The organism is Mitsuaria sp. RG (assembly GCF_028369275.1).
Taxonomy (GTDB): Bacteria; Pseudomonadota; Gammaproteobacteria; order Pseudomonadales; family Pseudomonadaceae; genus Aquipseudomonas; species Aquipseudomonas peradeniyensis.
Genome location: NZ_JAQMYQ010000072.1, coordinates 1 through 20,961, shown reverse-complemented (window position 1 = coordinate 20,961; position 20,961 = coordinate 1). Strand labels below are relative to the sequence as shown.

Below are 20,961 nucleotides of genomic sequence, written 5' to 3'. Positions count from 1 at the left end.
GTAGGCGCTGCAAGGCTATCGCCAGGCACCTCTTCGCCTAAACACGATCAAAACCCAAAACCTCACCCCTGACTCACCACCCGCTGCGCCACCGTCTCGCCAAACAACGCCACCGGCGCCTGCAAATTCCCAAGAAAACGCGGATAAATCAGCCACAGGTCAATCACCGGCTTGAAGTCACTCACCTGCACGATCTCCAGGCGCTCGCGATGACGGCTGTTGTCCAGCAACGGCCGCGGCACCAGGCCGAAGCCCAGGCCATTGGCGATCAAGCCCAACTGCAACTCGGTACCGAAGGTCTCCAGGTTGATCCGCAGCGACAGCCCTTCGTCGTTCAACGCCCGCTGCAGGCCGGCACGGAAGCCGCAGCCGTCGGGGTTGAGCACCCAGCCGCGCTGGTAGCAGTCGGCGAGCTTGCAACTGCGCTTGCCCACCTCGCCACGGGCGGCCACCACCACCAGGTCCATACGCGCCAGCGAACGGCCGACGATGCCCTCGGGGAACACCTTGCCGGCCGGGAACAGCGCCGCCACGGCGTCCAGCTCGCCGTTTTCCATCTTGCCCAGCAGATGGCTGCCCCAACCGGTGGCGACCTGGGTCTGCAGGTCGGGGTACAGCGCCTTGAGCTGGCTCAGGGCGTCAAGCAGTACCACGTCACCGATGGTCTGTGGCACCCCCAGGCGCAGGGCGCCGCTGGGCGAAGAGTCGCTCAGCACCAGCTCGCGCAGCGCGTCCATCTCGCGCAGCACCGCCCGGCACTGCTCGTAGACGCGCATGCCCATGGGCGTGGGTTTCAGCGGTTTGGTGTTGCGGTCCAGCAGGCTGACGCCCAGGGCCTCCTCGAAGTTCTGCACCCGACGGGTGATGGCTGGCTGGGTCAGGCGCAGCGATTCGGCCGCCTGGCTGATGGACTGGCTGCGGATGACGGCCACGAATGCATCGATATCATCTATCTTCATTCTTAATTCGCATAATAAATATCTGGAAAAATACGCAACAAGAATAATACCTTTTCCCTCGCCACGGTAGCGCCCGGCGCTGCCTCATCTCATGGACATCGAGGGAACCCATGTCTCAAACGCCCAACCTCGGACGGCTACGCGGCTTCATCGGCGAGCTGGCCGACCTCCTCGCCCAGGCGCCGGACGAGCCGCGCCTGCTCGACCACGGCGCGCGGCTGCTGCGCGACCTGGTCAGTATCGACGACTGGCTGCCGGACGACTACGCCCGGCCCAACCCGGAGCGCTACCAGCAATACCTGCTGCACGCCGATTCCAGCCAGCGCTTCTCCATCGTCAGTTTCGTCTGGGGGCCGGGGCAGGAAACCCCGGTGCACGACCACCGTACCTGGGGGCTGATCGGCATGCTGCGCGGCAGCGAGATCAGCCAGGGCTATGCCCTGGCGCAGGATGGCCTGCAGCAGGAGGGGCCGGCCGAACGACTGGAGCCCGGCCAGGTGATCGCGGTGTCGCCGCGCATCGGCGACCTGCACCAGGTGCGCAACGCCCATGCCGACCGCACCTCCATCAGCATCCATGTCTACGGCGCCAATATCGGCGCGGTGCGGCGTGCGGTGTACACCGCCGAGGGCACAGAGAAGCCCTTCATTTCCGGCTATTCCAACAGCCACCTGCCCAACCTCTGGGATCTGACGAAAGAGAACCGCGCATGAGCCAGGCCACCCACCGCAGCTACCACGCTATCCGCACCGCCCTCCTCGCCGGCCAGGAGCTGGCCTTGCTCGATGTCCGCGAGGAAGACCCGTTCGCCCAGGCCCATCCGTTGTTCGCCGCCAATGTGCCGCTGTCACGCCTGGAGCTTGAGATCTACGCCCGAGTGCCACGGCGCGACACGCCCCTCACCGTCTACGACGACGGCGAAGGCCTGGCGTCGACCGCCGCGCAGCGCCTGCTCGCTCTCGGCTACACCGACGTGGCGCTGCTCGAAGGCGGCCTGGCTGGCTGGCGCCAAGCGGGCGGCGAACTGTTCCGCGATGTCAATGTACCGAGCAAGGCCTTCGGCGAGCTGGTGGAGGCCGAGCGCCATACGCCCTCGCTGGCTGCCGACGAGGTCAAGGCGCTGCTCGACGCCAACGCCGATGTGGTGGTGCTGGATGCCCGTCGCTTCGACGAATACCAGACCATGAGCATCCCCGGCGGCATCAGCGTGCCCGGCGCCGAACTGGTGCTGCGCGTGGCGGAGCTGGCCCCCGATCCGGCCACCCGGGTGATCGTCAACTGCGCCGGGCGCACCCGCAGCATCATCGGCACCCAGTCGCTGGTCAATGCCGGTATTCCCAACCCGGTGGCGGCCCTGCGCAACGGCACCATCGGCTGGACCCTCGCCGGGCAAACCCTGGAGCAAGGCCAGTCGCGCCGTTTCCGCGCCGTGACCGCCGCCACCCGTGACAGCGCCGCGCAACGCGCCCGCCAGGTGGCCGACCGTGCCGGTGTGGCGCGCATCGATCTGGCAGGCCTGCGCCGATGGCAGGCCGAAGCGCAGCGCACCACCTACCTGTTCGATGTGCGTACGCCCGAGGAGTTTGCCCTCGGCCACCTGCCCGGCGCCCGCTCCACGCCCGGCGGCCAGTTGGTGCAGGAGACCGACCATGTCGCCAGTGTACGCGGCGCCCGCCTGGTGCTGGTAGACGACGACGGCGTGCGCGCCAACATGAGCGCGTCGTGGCTGGCCCAGATGGGCTGGGAGGTGGCGGTGCTCGATGGGTTGTCATCGGACGACTTCACGCAAACCGGTGCCTGGGTCGCGCCCGTGCCGGTGCCGGCCCAGGCCGAGACCATCAGCCCCGCCCGCCTCGCCGACTGGCTATCGGAGCCGGATACCCAGGTGCTGGACTTCACCACCAGCGCCAACCATGTCAGGCAGCATATTCCTGGCGCGGTGTGGGCGCTGCGCAGCCAGCTGAAGGAGGTGCTGGCGTCATTGTCCGGAGCGCGGCGCTTTGTCCTCACCTGCGGCTCAAGCCAGCTGGCGCGCTATGCCGCGCCGGAGGTGGCGGCGCTGAGCGGCAAGTCGGTGTTCGTGCTCGAGGGCGGCAACAGCGCCTGGATTGCCGAGGGACTGCCTACTGAGCAAGGCGAACAGCGTCTGGGTGCGCCGCGCATCGATCGCTATCGACGTCCCTATGAAGGCACCGACAATCCGCGGGAGGCGATGCAGGGGTATCTGGATTGGGAGTTCGGGTTGGTGGACCAGTTGGGGCGGGATGGGACCCATGGGTTCTTTGTGATCTGAAGAAAAAACACCCGACTATCGGCCCTGTGCTGTCGATTGCGCGGCTGGCGCGCACCCTGTGGGAGCGGCTTTAGCCGCGAAGCAAGCGACGCGGTGGATGGCACCGGCTTTGCCGGTGTTCGCGGCTAAAGCCGCTCCTACAGGTCCCTGCTGAACCCATCAGTTAGGTGCCGCTCAGCCAAGCCCGCCAAAGCGTCGATAGTAACTCTCGTTGGCATCCGGCAACGGCCCATCCGCCGTTTCCAGCGCGCAGGCCAGGTATTCCTCCGCCCTGCCCTGCACCAGCCGGTACAGGTTGCGGCACAGCTGCCGCGCCGCGCGCCCTTCCCAGTCACCCGGCAACAGCTCGTCCGGCAGTTGCGGATCACGCAGCAGCAGGCGGCGGTATTCATGGATCAGCAGCGTGCGCGCCAGGAAGCAGTCCTGCGGGCTCGGCGCCTCGAGGTCCTTCATGGCCTGCCACAGCGGGCGGAACAGGCGGATGAACTCGCTGTAGTGCTGGCCCAGCTCCTCGATGTTCCAGCTTTCCCGCACCTGGGCGCGCAGAGCCTTGGAGGCCAGCACTTCCTGAGCGTGGGTTTCGAAGACGATGCAGTCGTCCTCGGCGTCCTGCTCGCGCAGGGTCGCGGCGAGGTCGGCGCGGTCGGTGCGCGGGCAGCCCAGCAGGTTCGTGCCCATGGCGCCGAAGCCCTGCCATTCCAGCTCTTCGCGCACGGCCTTGCGCTTGCCGGCGTCGAGCTGCGCCAGCAGCACCAGGGTCCAGGCGCCGTTCCAGGCCGGCAGGCTGGCGCTGTAGACGCGCTTGAAGGCTTTCTCGAAACGCCGCCGACCGGTGCCGGTCAGGCTGTAGTAGCTGCGCCGGCCGACTTTCTCGGCGGTCAGCCAGCCTTCCTTGGTCAGGCGGAAGATCGAGGTACGGATCAGCCGCTCGTTGATGCCCATCGGCTCCAGCAGGTTGATCAGGCTGCCCAGCCAGACCGTGCCGCCATGGGGTTCAATGGCATCGCCATACAGGGTGATGATCAGGGAGCTTGCGCGGATCGGCGTCTGCTCCTGGAAACGGGTAATCAGGTGGTTCAGGGGGGCAAGGCTGCTCATGGGGGAACGAGGCGCGGCTAAAGCCTCGACTATACCTGCCTGCCGCGACCGCGCAAGGCTCATGCGCCGCCCTCGGCCTTGGGCCGGAAGCCGGAGTCGCACATGCGTGGGCGGTCCGCTTCGGGCGCGGTCAGCGGTGGGCACTCCACCAGCGCGGTCATGCAGCGCCGGGCCAGGCTGTGGTATTCGGCAGTGCCGCGCTGTTTCCAGGCCAGCTCCTGGTCGCTGATCGGGCGCTTGACCTCGGCCGGCGCGCCGACCACCAGGCACTGTTCCGTACACGTGAATCCCGCCTTGACGAAGGCCGTGGCGGCGACGATGCAGCGTGGGGCGATATGCGCGCCGTCCATGACCACCGCGTTCATGCCGACCAGGGCGTCCTCGCCTATCCGACAGCCGTGCAGCACGGCGCCATGGCCGATATGGCCGTTGCGCTCGACCACCGTGTCGGCGCCGGGGAAACCGTGCATCACGCAGGTGTCCTGCAGGTTCGCGCCCTCTTCCAGGATTATTCGCCCGAAATCGCCGCGCAGCGAAGCCAGGGGGCCGATGTAGCAGTTGGGGCCGATCAACACGTCGCCGATCAGCACGGCGCTGGGGTGTACGTAGGCGCTGGGATGAACCACTGGGGTCAGGCCGTCGAGGCGATAGCAGGGCATGGGCTGGGTGCTCGATATGATTCAGAAGACCCGGTGATCCTGTATCAGATCAAATCACTTAGTCAATGCCTTGCTGGTGTATCGCTTTCCTCACAAAGCGTCAGCACGGTGATGACCTAATCGCTGGGCAAGCCAGCGCCCACAAATGGCTACAACAGCGAGACAGCGTGGGAGCGGGCTTGCCCCGCGATAGCGTCGATCGGCTCAACTATAGATACGCAATTACAATTTCAATGTTGATTTTACGTATCACTTTGAACATATACTTGCCCCAGCACCACGAACAATTCCAAGAAAAGCCGGCCCCAGCCGGCGCCGAACGTGCAGCCTGAGGTACCCCCATGCCAAGCAACCTCATCGTGCAGGCCCCGGCGGACGGCGTCCGCCTGATCACCCTGCACCGCCCGCAAGCCCTCAACGCCCTGAACACGGCGCTGCTGGAAGAGCTGGCCGCAGAACTGGACGCCGCCGACCAGGACCCGCAGATCCGCGCCGTGGTCATCACCGGCAGCCGCAAGGCCTTCGCCGCCGGCGCCGATATCAACGAAATGGCCCAGCGCGACCTGGTCGGCATCCTCAACGACCCGCGCGTGGCCCACTGGCAGCGCATCGCCGGCTTTGGCAAACCGCTGATCGCCGCCGTCAACGGCTTCGCCCTCGGCGGTGGCTGCGAACTGGTGATGTGCGCCGACATCGTCATCGCCGGCAGCGACGCCCGTTTCGGCCAGCCGGAAATCAACCTCGGCATCATCCCCGGCGCCGGCGGCACCCAGCGCCTGCTGCGCGCCGTGGGCAAGCCGCTGGCCATGCAGATGGTCCTCGGCGGCGAAGCCATCGACGCGCGTCACGCCCTGCAGGCAGGCCTGGTCGGCGAAGTCACCCAGCCCGAACTCACCGTAGAGCGTGCCCTGCAGGTGGCCGCCGCCATCGCCGCCAAGGCACCGCTGGCGGTGCGCCTGGCCAAGGAGGCGCTGCTCAAGGCCCAGGACATGGACCTGGCCTGTGGCCTGCGCTTCGAACGCCACGCCTTCACCCTGCTGGCCGGCACCGCCGACCGCGACGAGGGTATCCGCGCCTTCCAGGCCAAACGCCCGGCCCGATTCCAAGGGCTGTAAGCCTTCCACCGACTGACGGAGCGAGCCAGTCATGTCCTTCCAGCACATCCTGTTTTCCATCGGCGACGACGGCGTCGCCCTGCTTTCGCTGAACCGGCCCGAGCAGCTCAACAGCTTCAACAGCGCCATGCACCTGGAAGTGCGCGAGGCGCTGAAGCAGGTGCGCCAGAGCGAAACCGCCCGGGTGCTGCTGCTGACCGGCGAAGGCCGTGGCTTCTGCGCAGGCCAGGACCTGGCCGACCGCAATGTCGCCCCCGGCGCCGAGCTGCCTGACCTGGGCCAGTCCATCGAGCAGTTCTACAACCCGCTGGTGCGCAGTCTGCGCGACCTGCCGCTGCCGGTGATCTGCGCGGTCAATGGCGTGGCCGCCGGCGCCGGCGCCAACCTGCCGCTGGCCTGCGACCTGGTGCTGGCGGCGCGCTCGGCAAGCTTCATCCAGGCGTTCTGCAAGATCGGCCTGGTGCCGGACTCCGGTGGCACCTGGCTGCTGCCGCGCCTGGTCGGCATGGCCCGGGCCAAGGCGCTGGCCCTGCTCGGTGAGCGCCTGAGCGCCGAGCAGGCCGAGCAATGGGGGCTGATCCACCGGGTGGTGGACGATGCCGCGCTGCGCGACGAAGCGCTCAAGCTCGCCCGCCACCTGGCGACCCAGCCCACCTATGGCCTGGCCCTGATCAAGCGTGCCCTCAACCAGAGTTTCGACAACCGCTTCGACCAACAGCTGGAACTGGAGCGCGACCTGCAACGCCTGGCTGGGCGCAGCGAGGACTACCGCGAGGGCGTCGGCGCCTTCATGAACAAACGCACAGCTGTGTTCAGGGGGCGCTGACCATGGCCGCACTCGACAACGACGCCCTGGTGGCAGTGATCGGCGCCGGCGCCATGGGTGCCGGCATCGCCCAGGTGGCGGCCCAGGCCGGCCACCCGGTACGCCTGTATGACAACCGTCCCGGCGCCGCCGCGCAGGCTATCGAGGGTATCGACCGGCAGCTCGGCCGGCTGGTGGAGAAAGGTAGGCTTACCCCCGACACCCGCAGCACCATCCGCGCTCGCCTGCAACCGATCGACAGCCTCGACGACCTGGCCGATGCCCGCCTGGTGATCGAGGCCATCGTCGAAAGCCTGCCGATCAAGCAGGAGCTGCTGCGCCAGCTTGAAGCCCGGTGCGCCGACGACTGCATCCTGGCCAGCAACACCTCGTCACTGTCAATCACCAGCCTTGCCGCCGGGCTCCGGCACCCGCAACGGGTGATCGGCATGCATTTCTTCAACCCGGCACCGCTGATGGCGCTGGTGGAGGTCGTGTCCGGACTGGCCACGGCGCCGACATTGGCGAGCACCCTGTACGACACCGCCCGCAACTGGGGCAAGCAACCGGTGCACACCCGTTCGACGCCAGGCTTTATCGTCAACCGCGTGGCTCGGCCCTTCTACGCCGAAAGCCTGCGCCTGCTGCAAGAAGGCGCCGCCGACTGCGCCACCCTCGATGCCCTGCTGCGCGACGCCGGAGGCTTTCGCATGGGCGCCTTCGAGCTGACCGACCTGATCGGCCATGACGTCAACTACGCGGTGACCTGCTCGGTGTTCGAGGCGTTCTATGGCGACTTCCGCTTCCAGCCATCGCTGGTGCAAAAAGAGCTGGTCGACGCCGGGCGCCTCGGGCGCAAGACCGGCCAGGGCTTCTATAGCTACGCTGAAGGCGCCGAGCGGCCAGCGCCTGCGGCACTCACCAGCCAGGCGCCTGTCGAGCGCTGCACGGTGGAAGGTGACCTCGGTGTCCTGCGGCCCCTGGTCGAGCGCCTGCGCGCCAAGGGTATCGACGTCACCGAGCGCGCTGGCGGCGGCCTGCTGCGGGTGGGGGATGCCACCCTGGCGCTGTCCGATGGTCGCCTGGCCAGCCAGCGCGCCCGCGAGGACGGTTTGCGCAACCTGGTGCTGCTGGACCTGGCCCTGGACTACACCAGCGCCACGCGCCTGGCCATCAGCCACGGCGCCGAGTGCAGTGCCGAGGCCCTGGACCAGGCCGTCGACCTGCTCGCCCGGGCCGGCTTGAGCGCCTGCCCGGTGGCCGACCTGCCCGGCCTGGTGGTGCTGCGCACCGTGGCCATGCTCGCCAACGAAGCCGCCGACGCCGTGCTGCAAGGCGTCGGTACGCCCGGCGACATCGACCTGGCCATGCGCGCCGGGGTCAACTACCCGCGTGGCCCGCTGGCCTGGGCCGACGACCTGGGGGTCGGCTACACCCTGAACGTGCTCGACAACCTGCAACGCAGCTACGGCGAGGAACGTTATCGCCCGTCCCTGCTGCTGCGCCGCACCCACGCCGAAGGAGGCTGCCTGCATGACTGAGCAATCCGCACACACCCTGGCCCGCGCCTGCGCCCAGGCCATGTTCGCCCGCGACGCCGCCAGCCAGGGCCTGGGCATCGAACTGCTCGACGCCGGCCCAGGCAGCGCCCGGCTGGGCATGCGCGTGCGCGCCGACATGCTCCAGGGCCACGGCACCTGCCACGGCGGCTACCTGTTCGCCCTGGCCGACTCGGCCTTCGCCTTCGCCTGCAACAGCTACGATGAAGCCGCCGTGGCCCTGGGTTGCAGCATCGACTATGTGGCGCCGGCACGCCTGGGCGATCAGTTGCTGGCCACCGCCAGCGAGCAGAGCCGCAAGGGCCGCACCGGCAACTACGACGTGCGCATCGAGAACCAACAGGGCGAGCTGATCGCCCTGTTCCACGGCAAATCCTACAAAGTGCGCGGCACCGTGCTGTCGCCGGAGACCTCCCATGACTGACGCCACCCTGCCCCACGCGCTGATCATCGATGCCGTGCGCACGCCCATTGGTCGCTATGGCGGCGCCCTGGCAAGCGTGCGCCCCGACGACCTCGCTGCGGTGCCAATCAAGGCACTGATGGCGCGCCACCCGGAGCTGGACTGGGCGGCCGTGGACGATGTCATCCTTGGCTGCGCCAACCAGGCCGGCGAAGACAACCGCAACGTCGCGCGCATGGCCGGCCTGCTGGCCGGGCTGCCGATCGAGGTGCCCGGCACCACCCTCAACCGTCTGTGCGGCTCGGGCCTGGACGCCATCGGCAACGCCGCCCGCGCCCTGCGCTGCGGCGAGGCCGGGCTGATGCTGGCCGGCGGCGTCGAATCGATGTCGCGGGCGCCCTTCGTCATGGGCAAGTCGGAACAGGCCTTCGGCCGCAGCGCGCAGCTGTTCGACACCACTATCGGCTGGCGTTTCGTCAATCCGCTGATGCAGGCGCACTACGGTATCGACTCGATGCCCGAGACCGCCGAGAACGTCGCCGAGCGCTTCGCCATCTCCCGCGAGGACCAGGACGCCTTCGCCCTGCGCAGCCAGCTCAAGGCCGCCGCCGCCCAGGCCAATGGCCGCCTGGCCCGGGAGATCGTCGCGGTGCAGATCCCCCAGCGCAAAGGCCCGGCCAAGCGTATCGAGCAGGACGAACATCCACGGGGCGACACCACCCTTGAGCAACTGGCGCGCCTGGGCACGCCGTTTCGCGAGGGCGGCAGCGTCACCGCCGGCAATGCCTCGGGGGTCAACGACGGCGCCTGCGCCCTGCTCCTGGCCAGCCCCACGGCAGCCCGGCGACATGGCCTCAAGGCTCGCGGCCGGGTGCTTGGCCTCGCGGCGGCGGGCGTCGAGCCGCGACTCATGGGCATCGGCCCGGTGCCGGCCACCCGCAAGGTACTGGAACTGACCGGCCTGTCCCTGGCCGACATGGACGTGATCGAACTCAACGAAGCCTTCGCCGCCCAGGGCTTGGCCGTGCTGCGCGAGCTGGGCCTGGCCGACGACGATCCCCGGGTCAACCCCAACGGCGGCGCCATCGCCCTGGGCCACCCGCTGGGCATGAGCGGCGCACGGCTGGTCACCACCGCCCTGCACCAGCTGGAACAGACCGGCGGGCGTTATGCCCTGTGCACCATGTGCATCGGCGTCGGCCAGGGCATCGCCCTGGTGCTCGAACGCCTCTGATCAGCCGCCAGAGACGCCACGCGACGCGGGCAGTATGCTGCCTGCCATGACACTCAGGGCTTCGGCCCACGACAAGAACAACTCGAGTGAAACCATGAACCTCTACCACGATGCCGACCGCGCCCTGCTCGACCCGATGGAAACCGCCAGCCTCGACGCGCTGCGCCAGCACCAGCTGGATCGCCTGCGCTGGAGCCTGAACCACGCCTACGCCAACGTGCCGCTGTATCGCCAGCGCTTCGACGCCTGCGGCGCCCACCCCGATGACCTGAAGTCGCTGGACGACCTGGCGAAATTCCCCTTCACCGGCAAGAACGACCTGCGCGACAACTACCCCTACGGCATGTTCGCCGTGCCCCAGGACCAGGTGGTGCGTCTGCACGCCTCCAGCGGTACCACCGGCAAGCCGACGGTGGTCGGCTACACCCAGAACGACATCGACACCTGGGCCAACGTGGTGGCGCGCTCGATCCGCGCCGCTGGCGGGCGTCGTGGCGACAAGGTGCATGTGTCCTATGGCTACGGCCTGTTCACCGGCGGCCTGGGCGCGCACTACGGTGCCGAGCGCCTGGGCTGCACGGTGATCCCCATGTCTGGCGGCCAGACCGAGAAGCAGGTGCAGCTGATCCGCGACTTCCAGCCCGACATCATCATGGTCACGCCGTCGTACATGCTCAACCTGGCCGACGAGATCGAGCGCCAGGGCATCGACCCGCACGACCTCAAGCTGCGCCTGGGCATCTTCGGCGCCGAACCCTGGACCGACGAACTGCGCCGCTCCATCGAGCAACGCCTGGGCATCGATGCGCTGGACATCTACGGGCTCTCGGAAATCATGGGCCCGGGCGTGGCCATGGAATGCCTCGAGACCAAGGACGGCCCGACCATCTGGGAGGACCACTTCTACCCCGAGATCATCGACCCGGTCAGCGGCGACGTGCTGCCGGACGGCCAGCTTGGCGAGCTGGTGTTCACCTCGTTGAGCAAGGAGGCATTGCCGATGGTGCGCTACCGCACCCGTGACCTGACCCGCCTGCTGCCCGGCACGGCGCGGCCGATGCGGCGCATTGGCAAGATCACCGGGCGCAGCGACGACATGCTGATCATCCGCGGGGTCAATGTGTTCCCCACGCAGATCGAGGAACAGGTGCTCAAGATAAAACAGCTTTCAGAGTTGTATGAGATTCATCTGTATCGCAATGGCAACCTCGACAGCGTCGAGGTGCATGTGGAACTGCGCAGCGACAGCCAGTACCTCGACGAGGGCCAGCGCAAGCAGGTGGTGGGCGAGCTGGCGCGGCAGATCAAGACCTATATCGGTATCAGCACGCAGGTCCAGTTGCAGCCTTGCGGCACGCTGAAACGTTCGGAGGGCAAGGCTTGTCATGTGTATGACAAGCGGTTGGCTGGCTGACGGCAAGCGCTGAGAAGGAAGCCCCGGCATGGTCCGGGGCTTTTTTTGGCCTTTAGAAAGCTGGGGGCGCTCTGCGCCCCTTTCGCGGCACAAGGCCGCTCCTACAGAGGAGATCGCATTCCCCCTTGTAGGAGCGGCCTTGTGCCGCGAAAGGGCTGCGCAGCAGCCCCGACAATCCCAATGCGACACACAAATACTATTCGATACATCAAATACTGTTTGATGTTGTGTTTTGTATCGCTTATAAATGACCCACGCCCCAAGCAGCCCACAACCGGGAGCCTGAACATGTATGCACAGCTCGTAGAAACCGGCGTCAAGCGCCTCAAATCCCTGGAGGAGATGTCGCCCGAAGAGCGCGCCTTCCAGGAGAAGATCGACGCCGAAATAAAGATCGAAGCCAAGAACTGGATGCCCGAGGCCTACCGCCAGACCCTCATCCGCCAGATCTCCCAGCATGCCCACTCGGAAATCGTCGGCATGCTCCCGGAAGGCAACTGGGTCACCCGCGCCCCGTCGCTCAAGCGCAAGCTGCAGCTGATGGCCAAGATCCAGGACGAAGCCGGCCACGGCCTGTACCTGTACAGCGCCATGGAAACCCTCGGCGCCGACCGCGACGAAGAGATCGCCAGGCTGCACAGTGGCAAGGCCAAGTACTCAAGCATCTTCAACTACCCGACCCTGAGCTGGGCCGACATGGGCGCGGTGGGCTGGCTGGTGGACGGCGCGGCGATCGTCAACCAGGTGGTGCTACAGCGCACCTCCTACGGCCCCTACTCCCGCGCCATGATCCGCATCTGCAAGGAAGAGAGCTTCCACCAGCGCCAGGGCTACGAGCTGCTGCTGACCATGATGCGCCACGGCACCCAGGCGCAGAAGGACATGGTCCAGGACGCCATCGACCGCCTGTGGTGGCCGGCGCTGATGATGTTCGGCCCCAGCGACGAGCATTCCCCCAACAGCGCCCAGTCCATGGCCTGGAAGATCAAGCGCCAGACCAACGACGAACTGCGCCAGCGCTTCATCGACCAGACCGTGCCCCAGCTCGAACTGCTCGGCTGCACTGCGCCGGACCCCGCGCTCAAGTGGAACGAGGCCCGTGGCCACTACGACTTCGGCGAGATCCAGTGGGACGAGTTCTACGAAGTGATCAAGGGCAACGGCCCGTGCAACCAGGAACGCCTGGCCACCCGGCGCAACGCCATCGAAAGCGGTGCCTGGGTGCGCGAGGCCGCCGTGGCCTATGCCCGCAAGCAACAGAACAAGAACGCCGCCTGAAGCGGCGAATGATGCGGAGATACCCCCAATGTCTGTCTGGACCCTGTTCGAAGTCTTCGTGCGCAGCAAGCACGGCCTGAACCACAAGCACGTCGGCAGCGTGCACGCCGCCGACGCCGCCATGGCCATCGAGAATGCCCGCGAGCTGTACACCCGCCGCAGCGAGGGGGTGAGCCTGTGGGTGGTGCCCTCGGCGCTGATCACCGCCTCCTCCCCCGACGAGAAGGACCCGCTGTTCGCCCCGGCGGATGACAAGGTCTATCGCCACGCCAGCTTCTACGAGCTGCCGGCCGAAGTCGGACACATGTGAGGCGCGCCATGCACAAGCAAGCATTGATTCAATACCTGCTGCTGCTCGGCGACAGCGCCCTGGTCCAGGGCCAGCGCCTGTGCGAGTGGTGCGGCAAGGCTCCGGCGCTGGAGGAAGAACTGGCGCTGATGAACGTCGGCCTCGATCTGGTCGGCCAGGCGCGCAACTGGCTGGACTATGCCGCCGAACTGCAGGACGACGGCCGCGATGCCGACGCCCTGGTCTTCCGCCGCGACGAGCGCGCCTACCGCAACCTGCTGCTGGTCGAACAGCCCAACGGCGACTATGCCGTGACGATGCTCAAGCAGTTCCTCTACGACGCCTGGCACCACGCTGTACTTGACGGTCTGTGTGCCTCGAACGATGAGCGCATCGCCGGTATCGCCGCCAAGGCCCTGAAGGAGGTGACCTACCACCTGCGCCGCTCCGGCGAGTGGGTGCAGCGCCTGGGCGGCGGCACCGAAGAGAGCCGCCAGCGCATGCTCGAGGCCATCCCCGTGCTGTGGCGCTTCACCGTCGAGCTGACGGTCGCCAGCGACAGCGAAGTGCAACTGGCCCGGGCCGGCATCGCCGCCCACCCGGCGCAGGTCGCCCAGCGCTGGCACGCCACGGTGGAAACGATCTTCGCCTCGGTCGAGCTGCCGCTGCCCAAAGCCGCCAGCCACTTCTACCTGGACGGGCGCAAGGGCCTGCACACCGAGCACCTGGGCCTGCTGCTGGCCGAGATGCAGTTCCTGCCGCGAGCCTACCCCGATGCGACCTGGTGAGCTGATCGCGGGTGACCGCGGCGCCCGCGCCCTGCGCGACGGCGACCTGGCCCAGGCCTGGGCGGTGCTGGCCGAGGTGATGGACCCGGAGGTACCGGTGGTCAGCGTGGTCGACTTAGGTGTCGTGCGCGACCTCGACTGGCGCGCCGGCCACTTGCACCTGGTGGTCACCCCGACCTACTCCGGCTGCCCGGCCACCGAGGTGATCGAGGGCGATATCCGCCAGGCGCTGGAACAGGCCGGGTTCGCCGAGCCCGCGCTGGAGCGCAGGCTTACCCCGGCCTGGAGCACCGACTGGATCAGCGACCAGGGCCGCGAGCGCCTGCGCGCCTACGGCATCGCACCGCCCGTCGGCAGTGCCAGCCTGCGCGGGGCCTCGCCCACGGTGTGCTGCCCGCAATGCGCAAGTAGTGATACCGAACTGCTCAGCCAGTTCGGCTCCACCGCCTGCAAGGCCCTGTACCGCTGCCGTGCGTGCCTGGAGCCGTTCGACTATTTCAAATGCCTTTGAGCCGTGGAGAACGCCATGAGCCAGTTTCACAGCCTGACCGTCAAGCAAGTGCGCCAGGAGACCCGCGACGCGGTGTCCATCGCCTTCGACGTGCCCGCGCACCTGCACGATGAGTTTCGTTTCACCCAGGGCCAGTACCTGGTCATGCGCACCCGATTGGATGACGAAGAAGTGCGCCGCTCCTATTCGATCTGCAGCGCGGTGCAGGACGGCGAATTGCGCGTGGCGGTCAAACGCGTGCCGGGCGGTCGTTTCTCGGCCTTCGCCAACGAAGTGCTCAAGGCCGGCCAGCAGCTCGAGGTAATGCCGCCGTCGGGCAGCTTCTTCGTGCCGCTGGACCCGGCGCGCCGAGGTCACTACCTGGGCGTGGCCGCCGGCAGCGGCATCACCCCGATCCTGTCGCTGGTCGCCACCACCCTGGCCTGCGAACCCCACAGCCGCTTCACCCTGCTGTACGGCAACCGCGCCAGCAACAGCGCGCTGTTCCGCGATCGCCTGGAAGACCTGAAGAACCAGTACCTCGACCGCCTCAACCTGATCTTCGTGTTCAGCCGCGAGCAGCAGGATGTCGACCTGTACAACGGCCGCATCGACGCCGACAAGTGCGGCCAGCTGTTCGCCCGCTGGCTCGACGTGAAGTCACTCGATGCGGCATTCATCTGCGGCCCGCAGGCGATGACCGAGACCGTGCGCGACAGCCTGCAGGCCAATGGCCTGACCAGGGAGCGCATCCACTTCGAGCTGTTCGCCGCCGCCGGTGCAGAGGCCCGTCGCGAAGCCCGCGAGGCGGCGCGCCAGGTGGATTCGGCGGTCAGCCACGTCACCGTGATCAGCGACGGCCGCGCCCTGGCCTTCGACCTGCCGCACAACACCCGCAGCGTGCTCGAGGCCGGCAACGCCATCGGCGCCGAACTGCCCTGGTCGTGCAAGGCCGGGGTGTGCTCGACCTGCAAGTGCAAGGTGATCGAGGGCGAGGTGGAGATGGACAGCAACCATGCCCTGGAGGACTACGAAGTGGCGGCCGGGTATGTGCTGTCGTGCCAGACCTACCCGTTGAGCGACAAGGTGGTGCTCGATTTCGATCAGCTCTAGCACCGCGTCGCCTGCTTCGCGGGTAAACCCGCTCCCACAGGTACATCGGCGCCCTCAAGACCAACGCCGTCCCTGTGGGAGCGGGTTTACCCGCGAAGAAGCCAACACAGATACCGGCAACACCCGCGTGACCTGAAAAAACAATTACAACAGCCAGAGAGAACGCTCCCCATGACACCCGAACACCTCGAATCCATCAGCAAGCACCCCGCCTTCGTGCAACTGATCCAGCGCAAGCGCCGCCTCAACGGCTCGCTGACCCTGGCCATGCTCGTCGCCTACTACGGTTTCGTCCTGCTGGTGGCCTTCGCCCCCGGCGTGCTCGGCCAGTCACTCAGCGGCGGGGTGACCAGCGTCGGCATGCTGGTGGGCGTGCTGATGGTGCTGCTGTCCTTCGCCCTCACCGGCATCTACATGCACCGCGCCAACCGCGTCATCGACCCGCTCAACGAGGTGGTCAAGCAGGAGTGCGCGCGATGAACTGGACCGCCATCTCGATGTTCCTGGTGTTCGTCGGCTTCACCCTGCTGGTGACCCGCTGGGCCGCCCTGCGCACCCGCTCGGCCAGCGACTTCTACACCGCCGGCGGCGGCCTGACCGGCATGCAGAACGGCCTGGCGATCGCCGGCGACATGATCAGCGCCGCCTCCTTCCTCGGCATCTCGGCGATGATGTTCATGAACGGCTACGACGGCCTGCTCTACGCCCTGGGCGTGCTGGCCGGCTGGCCGATCATCCTGTTCCTGATCGCCGAGCGCCTGCGCAACCTGGGCAAGTACACCTTCGCCGACGTGGTCTCCTACCGCCTGGCCCAGGCCCCGGTGCGCCTGACCTCGGCCTTCGGCACCCTGGCCGTGGCGCTGATGTACCTGGTGGCGCAGATGGTCGGCGCCGGCAAGCTGATCGAGCTGCTGTTCGGCATCAGCTACCTGTACGCGGTGATGCTGGTGGGCGTGCTGATGGTGCTGTACGTCACCTTCGGCGGCATGCTCGCCACCACCTGGGTGCAGATCATCAAGGCGGTGATGCTGCTGTCGGGCACCACCTTCATGGCCTTCATGGTGCTCAGGCACTTCGGCTTCAGCACCGAGGCGATGTTCGCCAGCGCCGTGGCCGTGCACGTCAAGGGCCAGGCGATCATGGCTCCGGGAGCGCTGTTGTCAAACCCGGTGGACGCCATCTCCCTGGGCCTGGGCATGATGTTCGGCACGGCCGGCCTGCCGCATATCCTCATGCGCTTCTTCACCGTCAGCGATGCCAAGGAAGCGCGCAAGAGCGTGTTCTACGCCACCGGATTCATCGGCTATTTCTACCTGCTGCTGATCGTCATCGGCTTCGGCGCCATCGTCATGGTCGGCACCGAGCCGTCCTACCGCGACGCCAGCGGGGCGATCATCGGCGGCGGCAACATGGTCGCGGTGCACCTGGCCCAGGCGGTGGGCGGCAACCTGTTCCTCGGTTTCATCTCGGCGGTGGCCTTCGCCACCATCCTCGCCGTGGTCGCGGGCCTGGCGCTGTCCGGTGCCTCGGCGGTGTCCCACGACCTGTACGCCTGCGTGGTGCGCAAGGGCCAGGCCAGCGAGCAGGAAGAGATGCGCGTCTCGCGCCTGGCCACCCTGGGGATCGGCCTGTTCGCGGTGCTGCTGGGGCTGCTGTTCGAGTCGCAGAACATCGCCTTCCTTTCTGGCCTGGTGCTGGCGGTGGCCGCCTCGGTCAACTTCCCGGTGCTGCTGCTCTCGATGTTCTGGAAAGGCCTGACCACTCGCGGCGCGGTGGGCGGCAGCCTGGCCGGGCTGGTCTCGGCCATCGTCCTGGTGGTGCTGGGGCCGGCGGTGTGGGTCAACGTGCTGCACAACGAGCGGGCGCTGTTCCCCTACAGCAACCCGGCGCTGTTCTCCATGTCGCTGGCCTTCCTCGCCGCCTGGGCCTTCTCGGTCACTGACAGCTCGGAGCGGGCGCGCGAAGAACGTGGGCGCTACCTGGCCCAGTTCATTCGCTCGATGACCGGTATCGGCGCCGCCGGCGCCAGCAAGCACTGACCTCAAGAACAATAAAAATGTCGGGTACAACAACAATGAACCGCACGCACCTCAAGTCAGCCGCCTGGCTGGCCACCCTCGCCCTGCCCTTGCCGGCCATGGCGGACTTTATCGCTGACAGCCACGCACGCCTCGAACTGCGCAACCACTACATCAACCGCGACTTCCGCCAGGGCAACGCCCCGCAGAGCAAGGCCGAGGAATGGGGCCAGGGCTTCACCGCCCGCTTCGAATCGGGTTTCACCGAGGGGCCGGTCGGCGTCGGGGTGGACGCCATGGGCCAATTGGGCATCAAGCTCGACTCCAGCCGCGACCGGCGCAACACCGGCCTGCTGCCCTACGGGCCACGCAGCCTGGAACCGGTGGACGATTACAGCGAACTGGGCCTGACCGGCAAGCTGCGGGTGTCCAAGAGCACCCTGCGCCTGGGCACCTTGCAGCCGATCCTGCCGGTGGTGGTGTACAACGACACCCGCCTGCTGGCCTCGACCTTCCAGGGTGGCCTGCTGACCAGCCAGGAGCTGGACGGCCTGACCTTCAACGGCGGCCGCCTGACCAAGGCCAACCTGCGCGACTCCTCCGGGCGCGACGACATCGGCTACGGCGCCGCCAGCAGCGACCACTTCGACTTCGGCGGCGGCAGCTACGCCATCACCCCGCAGGCCAGCGTCAGCTACTACTACGCCAAGCTCGAAGACATCTACCGCCAGCAATACGTCGGTTTGCTGCATACCCAGCCCCTGGCCGAAGGTGTCAGCCTGCGCAGCGACCTGCGTTACTTCGACAGCCGCGGCGACGGCGCCGAGCGCGCCGGGCGCATCGACAACCGCAACTTCAACGCCATGTTCACCCTGGGCGTGAAGGCCCACAAGTTCACCGCCACCTGGCAGCAGATGTCCGGTGACAGCGCCTTTCCGTTCCTCAACGGCGGCGATCCGTACACCGTCAACCTGGTCACCTACAACACCTTCACCCGCGCCGGGCTCGACTCCTGGCAAGTGCGCTACGACTACGACTTTGTCGCGATGGGCATACCTGGGTTGAGCTTCATGACCCGCTACACCGACGGTCGCCACGCCGAAACCGCCACGCTCAGCAATGGCCGCGAGCGCGAACGCGACACCGACATCACTTACGTCATCCAGAGCGGCCCGTTCAAGGACGTCAGCCTGCGCTGGCGCAACGTCACTTTCCGTTCCGGCAACGGCCTGACCAATGCCGTGGACGAGAACCGCCTGATCATCGGCTACACCCTGGCGCTGTGGTAACCGCGCCCCTTCAAAGGAGAACAGCATGTCCGCCGCCCCTACCCTGCAAAGCTTCATCGCCGGCCGCTGGATCGGCCAGCACGGCGCCCAGGCCCTGCGCAGCGCCCTGGATGGCCATATCCTGGCCTACAGCCACGAAGAACGCCCGGACTTCGCCGAGGCCGTGGATTTCGCTCGGGCCCAGGGCCTCAAGCAGCTGCTGGCCATGGATTTCCAGCAGCGCGCCGCCCGGCTCAAGGCCCTGGCGCTGTACCTGGCCGAGCGCAAGGAGCAGCTCTACGCCCTGTCCCACCATTCCGGCGCCACCCGCGCTGACAGCTGGATCGACATCGAGGGCGGCAACGCCACGCTGTTCGCCTATTCCAGCATGGGCCGGCGCGAACTGCCGTCGGGCAACCTGGTGCATGAAGGGCCGGCGATCCCGTTGGGCAAGCAAGGCCATTTCGCCGGCAGCCATATCCTGGTGCCGCGCGCAGGCGTGGCCGTGCACATCAACGCCTTCAACTTCCCGATCTGGGGCATGCTGGAGAAGTTCGCCCCGACCTTCCTCGCCGGCATGCCGTGCATCGTCAAACCCGCCACCTCAACCAGCTACCTCACCGAAGCCGTGGTGCGCCTGATGAACGAATCGGGCCTGTTGCCGGCCGGTAGCCTGCAACTGGTGATCGGCAGCACGGGCGATCTGCTCGACCGTCTGCAGGGACAGGACGTGGTGACCTTCACAGGCTCCGCCGACACCGCAGCCAAGCTGCGCGTCACCCCGAACCTGATACGTAACTCGGTGCCCTTTACCGCCGAGGCCGATTCGCTGAACTGCGCCATCCTCGGCCCGGACGTGAGCCCAGACAGCGAGGAGTTCGACCTGTACATCAAGGAAGTGGCGCGGGAAATGACCACCAAGGCCGGGCAGAAATGCACGGCGATCCGCCGCGCCATCGTCCCGGCCAGGCACATCGACGCGGTGGCCACCCGCCTGCGCGAGCGGCTGCGCAAGGTGGTGGTGGGCGATCCTGCGGTCGAGGGTGTGCGCATGGGCGCGCTGGCCTCCCACGACCAGCAGCGCGATGTCGGCGAGCGCGTGCGCCAATTGCTGGACAGCTGCGAGCAGTTGCTGGGGGCCAGTGACGGTTTCACCCCGGTCGGCGATGGCGTGGCCGAGGGCGCGTTCTTCGCCCCGACCCTGCTGCTGGCCCGCGACCCGCATGCCGAGGGCGGCGCCCACGATATCGAGGCGTTCGGCCCGGTGAGCACGCTGATGGCCTACGACGACCTCGACGAAGCCCTGACCCTGGCCGCCCGCGGCAAGGGCAGCCTGGTGGCATCGCTGGTCACCGCCGACCGCGCCGTGGCGGCCAAGGCCATTCCGGTGGCGGCGGCCTGGCACGGGCGGCTGCTGGTGCTCGACAGCGAGGCGGCCAAGGAATCCACCGGCCATGGCTCGCCATTGCCGCAGCTCAAGCACGGCGGCCCAGGCCGTGCGGGCGGCGGTGAAGAGCTGGGCGGCCTGCGCGCGGTCAAGCACTACCTGCAGCGCGCCGCCGTGCAGGGCTCGCCGAGCATGCTGATGGCGGTGACCGGCGAATACGTGCGCGGCGCCGAGGTGATCGAGACCGAGGTGCACCCGTTCCGCCGTCATTTTGACGACCTGCGCATCGGCGAATCGCTGCTGACCCACCGCCGCACCGTGACCGAGGCCGACCTGGTCAACTTCGGCTGCCTGTCGGGCGATCACTTCTACATGCACTTCGACGAGATCGCGGCGAAGCAGTCGCAGTTCGGCAAGCGCATCGCCCACGGTTACTTCGTGCTGTCGGCGGCGGCCGGGTTGTTTGTTTCTCCGGGCGAAGGGCCAGTGCTGGCAAACTATGGCCTGGACACCCTGCGCTTCATTACCCCGGTGGGGATCGGCGACACCATCCAGGCGCGCTTGACCTGCAAGCGCAAGATCGACCAGGGCAAGACCAGTCCGCAGGGGCAGGCGCAAGGGGTGGTGGCGTGGGATGTGGAGGTGACCAACCAGCTGGGTGAGCTGGTGGCCAGTTATGACATCTTGACGTTGGTGGTGAAGCGGTGAGCGTGGTTGTGTTGCGAGGGGCTTGGCGATAGGCGGCCATCCCTTTCAAGGTCTTGCGATTACTGGGGTCGCTTTGCGACCCT

General features: G+C 67.2%; 20 protein-coding genes. 17 read left to right on the top strand and 3 right to left on the bottom strand.

Going from position 1 to position 20,961, the window contains the following annotated elements:
* Nucleotides 1-62: 62 nt before the first annotated feature.
* On the bottom strand, nt 63-959 hold the full coding sequence (locus POF53_RS24955) for a LysR family transcriptional regulator (RefSeq protein WP_254463617.1): 897 nt from the start codon (nt 957-959) through the stop codon (nt 63-65).
* A 110-nt stretch (nt 960-1,069) separates the two neighbouring features.
* Between POF53_RS24955 and POF53_RS24950 the strand changes: the two genes are divergently transcribed.
* Together POF53_RS24950 and POF53_RS24945 are read left to right on the top strand one after the other, a co-directional pair.
* The gene (locus POF53_RS24950) at nt 1,070-1,672 is read left to right on the top strand and encodes a cysteine dioxygenase family protein (protein WP_254463615.1); all 603 of its coding nucleotides are present in this window, start codon (nt 1,070-1,072) and stop codon (nt 1,670-1,672) included.
* Entirely contained in the window at nt 1,669-3,252 is a 1,584-nt protein-coding gene (locus tag POF53_RS24945; protein WP_254463613.1) for a rhodanese-related sulfurtransferase, read from the top strand. The genes POF53_RS24950 and POF53_RS24945 overlap by 4 nt, the downstream gene beginning before the upstream one ends.
* Before the next feature lie 174 nt (nt 3,253-3,426).
* Here POF53_RS24945 and paaX read toward each other — a convergent pair whose 3' ends face one another.
* Together paaX and paaY are read right to left on the bottom strand one after the other, a co-directional pair.
* The gene (paaX, locus tag POF53_RS24940; protein WP_110737025.1) at nt 3,427-4,350 is read right to left on the bottom strand and encodes a phenylacetic acid degradation operon negative regulatory protein PaaX; all 924 of its coding nucleotides are present in this window, start codon (nt 4,348-4,350) and stop codon (nt 3,427-3,429) included.
* 59 nt (nt 4,351-4,409) lie between these two features.
* On the bottom strand, nt 4,410-5,009 hold the full coding sequence (paaY, locus tag POF53_RS24935) for a phenylacetic acid degradation protein PaaY (RefSeq protein ID WP_203646641.1): 600 nt from the start codon (nt 5,007-5,009) through the stop codon (nt 4,410-4,412).
* Nucleotides 5,010-5,350: 341 nt separating this feature from the next.
* Here paaY and paaF point away from each other — a divergent pair, with 341 nt between their 5' ends.
* From paaF to paaZ, 15 genes are all read left to right on the top strand, one after another.
* The gene (gene paaF / locus POF53_RS24930) at nt 5,351-6,124 is read left to right on the top strand and encodes a 2,3-dehydroadipyl-CoA hydratase PaaF (RefSeq protein WP_203646643.1); all 774 of its coding nucleotides are present in this window, start codon (nt 5,351-5,353) and stop codon (nt 6,122-6,124) included.
* A 31-nt stretch (nt 6,125-6,155) separates the two neighbouring features.
* The gene (paaG, locus tag POF53_RS24925) at nt 6,156-6,950 is read left to right on the top strand and encodes a 2-(1,2-epoxy-1,2-dihydrophenyl)acetyl-CoA isomerase PaaG (protein ID WP_254463611.1); all 795 of its coding nucleotides are present in this window, start codon (nt 6,156-6,158) and stop codon (nt 6,948-6,950) included.
* A 2-nt stretch (nt 6,951-6,952) separates the two neighbouring features.
* Nucleotides 6,953-8,470, top strand: a complete 1,518-nt coding sequence (paaH, locus tag POF53_RS24920) for a 3-hydroxyacyl-CoA dehydrogenase PaaH (protein WP_254463609.1) — start codon at nt 6,953-6,955, stop codon at nt 8,468-8,470.
* Nucleotides 8,463-8,912, top strand: coding sequence for a hydroxyphenylacetyl-CoA thioesterase PaaI (gene paaI, locus POF53_RS24915; protein WP_110737014.1), 450 nt, complete (start codon nt 8,463-8,465; stop codon nt 8,910-8,912). Before paaH ends, paaI begins: the two co-directional genes overlap by 8 nt.
* A complete protein-coding gene (gene pcaF / locus POF53_RS24910; RefSeq protein WP_274235406.1) occupies nt 8,905-10,125 on the top strand; it encodes a 3-oxoadipyl-CoA thiolase in 1,221 nt (406 codons plus the stop codon). The genes paaI and pcaF overlap by 8 nt, the downstream gene beginning before the upstream one ends.
* A gap of 94 nt (nt 10,126-10,219) precedes the next feature.
* Nucleotides 10,220-11,539 carry a phenylacetate--CoA ligase PaaK gene (paaK, locus tag POF53_RS24905; RefSeq protein WP_110737010.1) on the top strand — a complete coding sequence of 440 codons (1,320 nt, stop codon included), beginning with the start codon at nt 10,220-10,222 and terminating at the stop codon, nt 11,537-11,539.
* A gap of 288 nt (nt 11,540-11,827) precedes the next feature.
* The gene (gene paaA / locus POF53_RS24900; protein WP_232856184.1) at nt 11,828-12,817 is read left to right on the top strand and encodes a 1,2-phenylacetyl-CoA epoxidase subunit PaaA; all 990 of its coding nucleotides are present in this window, start codon (nt 11,828-11,830) and stop codon (nt 12,815-12,817) included.
* A 28-nt stretch (nt 12,818-12,845) separates the two neighbouring features.
* Nucleotides 12,846-13,127: a 1,2-phenylacetyl-CoA epoxidase subunit PaaB gene (paaB, locus tag POF53_RS24895; protein WP_011533969.1), complete on the top strand. Its 282-nt coding sequence runs from the start codon at nt 12,846-12,848 to the stop codon at nt 13,125-13,127.
* A gap of 8 nt (nt 13,128-13,135) precedes the next feature.
* The gene (gene paaC / locus POF53_RS24890; RefSeq protein ID WP_498969916.1) at nt 13,136-13,894 is read left to right on the top strand and encodes a 1,2-phenylacetyl-CoA epoxidase subunit PaaC; all 759 of its coding nucleotides are present in this window, start codon (nt 13,136-13,138) and stop codon (nt 13,892-13,894) included.
* Nucleotides 13,881-14,405 (top strand): 1,2-phenylacetyl-CoA epoxidase subunit PaaD, encoded by a 525-nt coding sequence (paaD, locus tag POF53_RS24885; RefSeq protein ID WP_232856182.1) that lies wholly within the window; start codon nt 13,881-13,883, stop codon nt 14,403-14,405. The genes paaC and paaD overlap by 14 nt, the downstream gene beginning before the upstream one ends.
* Before the next feature lie 15 nt (nt 14,406-14,420).
* The gene (gene paaE / locus POF53_RS24880; RefSeq protein ID WP_498969914.1) at nt 14,421-15,497 is read left to right on the top strand and encodes a 1,2-phenylacetyl-CoA epoxidase subunit PaaE; all 1,077 of its coding nucleotides are present in this window, start codon (nt 14,421-14,423) and stop codon (nt 15,495-15,497) included.
* Between the two features lie 171 nt (nt 15,498-15,668).
* Nucleotides 15,669-15,977, top strand: a complete 309-nt coding sequence (locus tag POF53_RS24875; RefSeq protein WP_110736998.1) for a DUF485 domain-containing protein — start codon at nt 15,669-15,671, stop codon at nt 15,975-15,977.
* On the top strand, nt 15,974-17,536 hold the full coding sequence (locus POF53_RS24870; protein ID WP_498969912.1) for a cation acetate symporter: 1,563 nt from the start codon (nt 15,974-15,976) through the stop codon (nt 17,534-17,536). The genes POF53_RS24875 and POF53_RS24870 overlap by 4 nt, the downstream gene beginning before the upstream one ends.
* A gap of 35 nt (nt 17,537-17,571) precedes the next feature.
* The gene (locus tag POF53_RS24865; protein ID WP_232856179.1) at nt 17,572-18,804 is read left to right on the top strand and encodes an OprD family porin; all 1,233 of its coding nucleotides are present in this window, start codon (nt 17,572-17,574) and stop codon (nt 18,802-18,804) included.
* A gap of 25 nt (nt 18,805-18,829) precedes the next feature.
* Nucleotides 18,830-20,878: a phenylacetic acid degradation bifunctional protein PaaZ gene (gene paaZ, locus POF53_RS24860; protein ID WP_498969910.1), complete on the top strand. Its 2,049-nt coding sequence runs from the start codon at nt 18,830-18,832 to the stop codon at nt 20,876-20,878.
* Nucleotides 20,879-20,961: the final 83 nt, after the last annotated feature.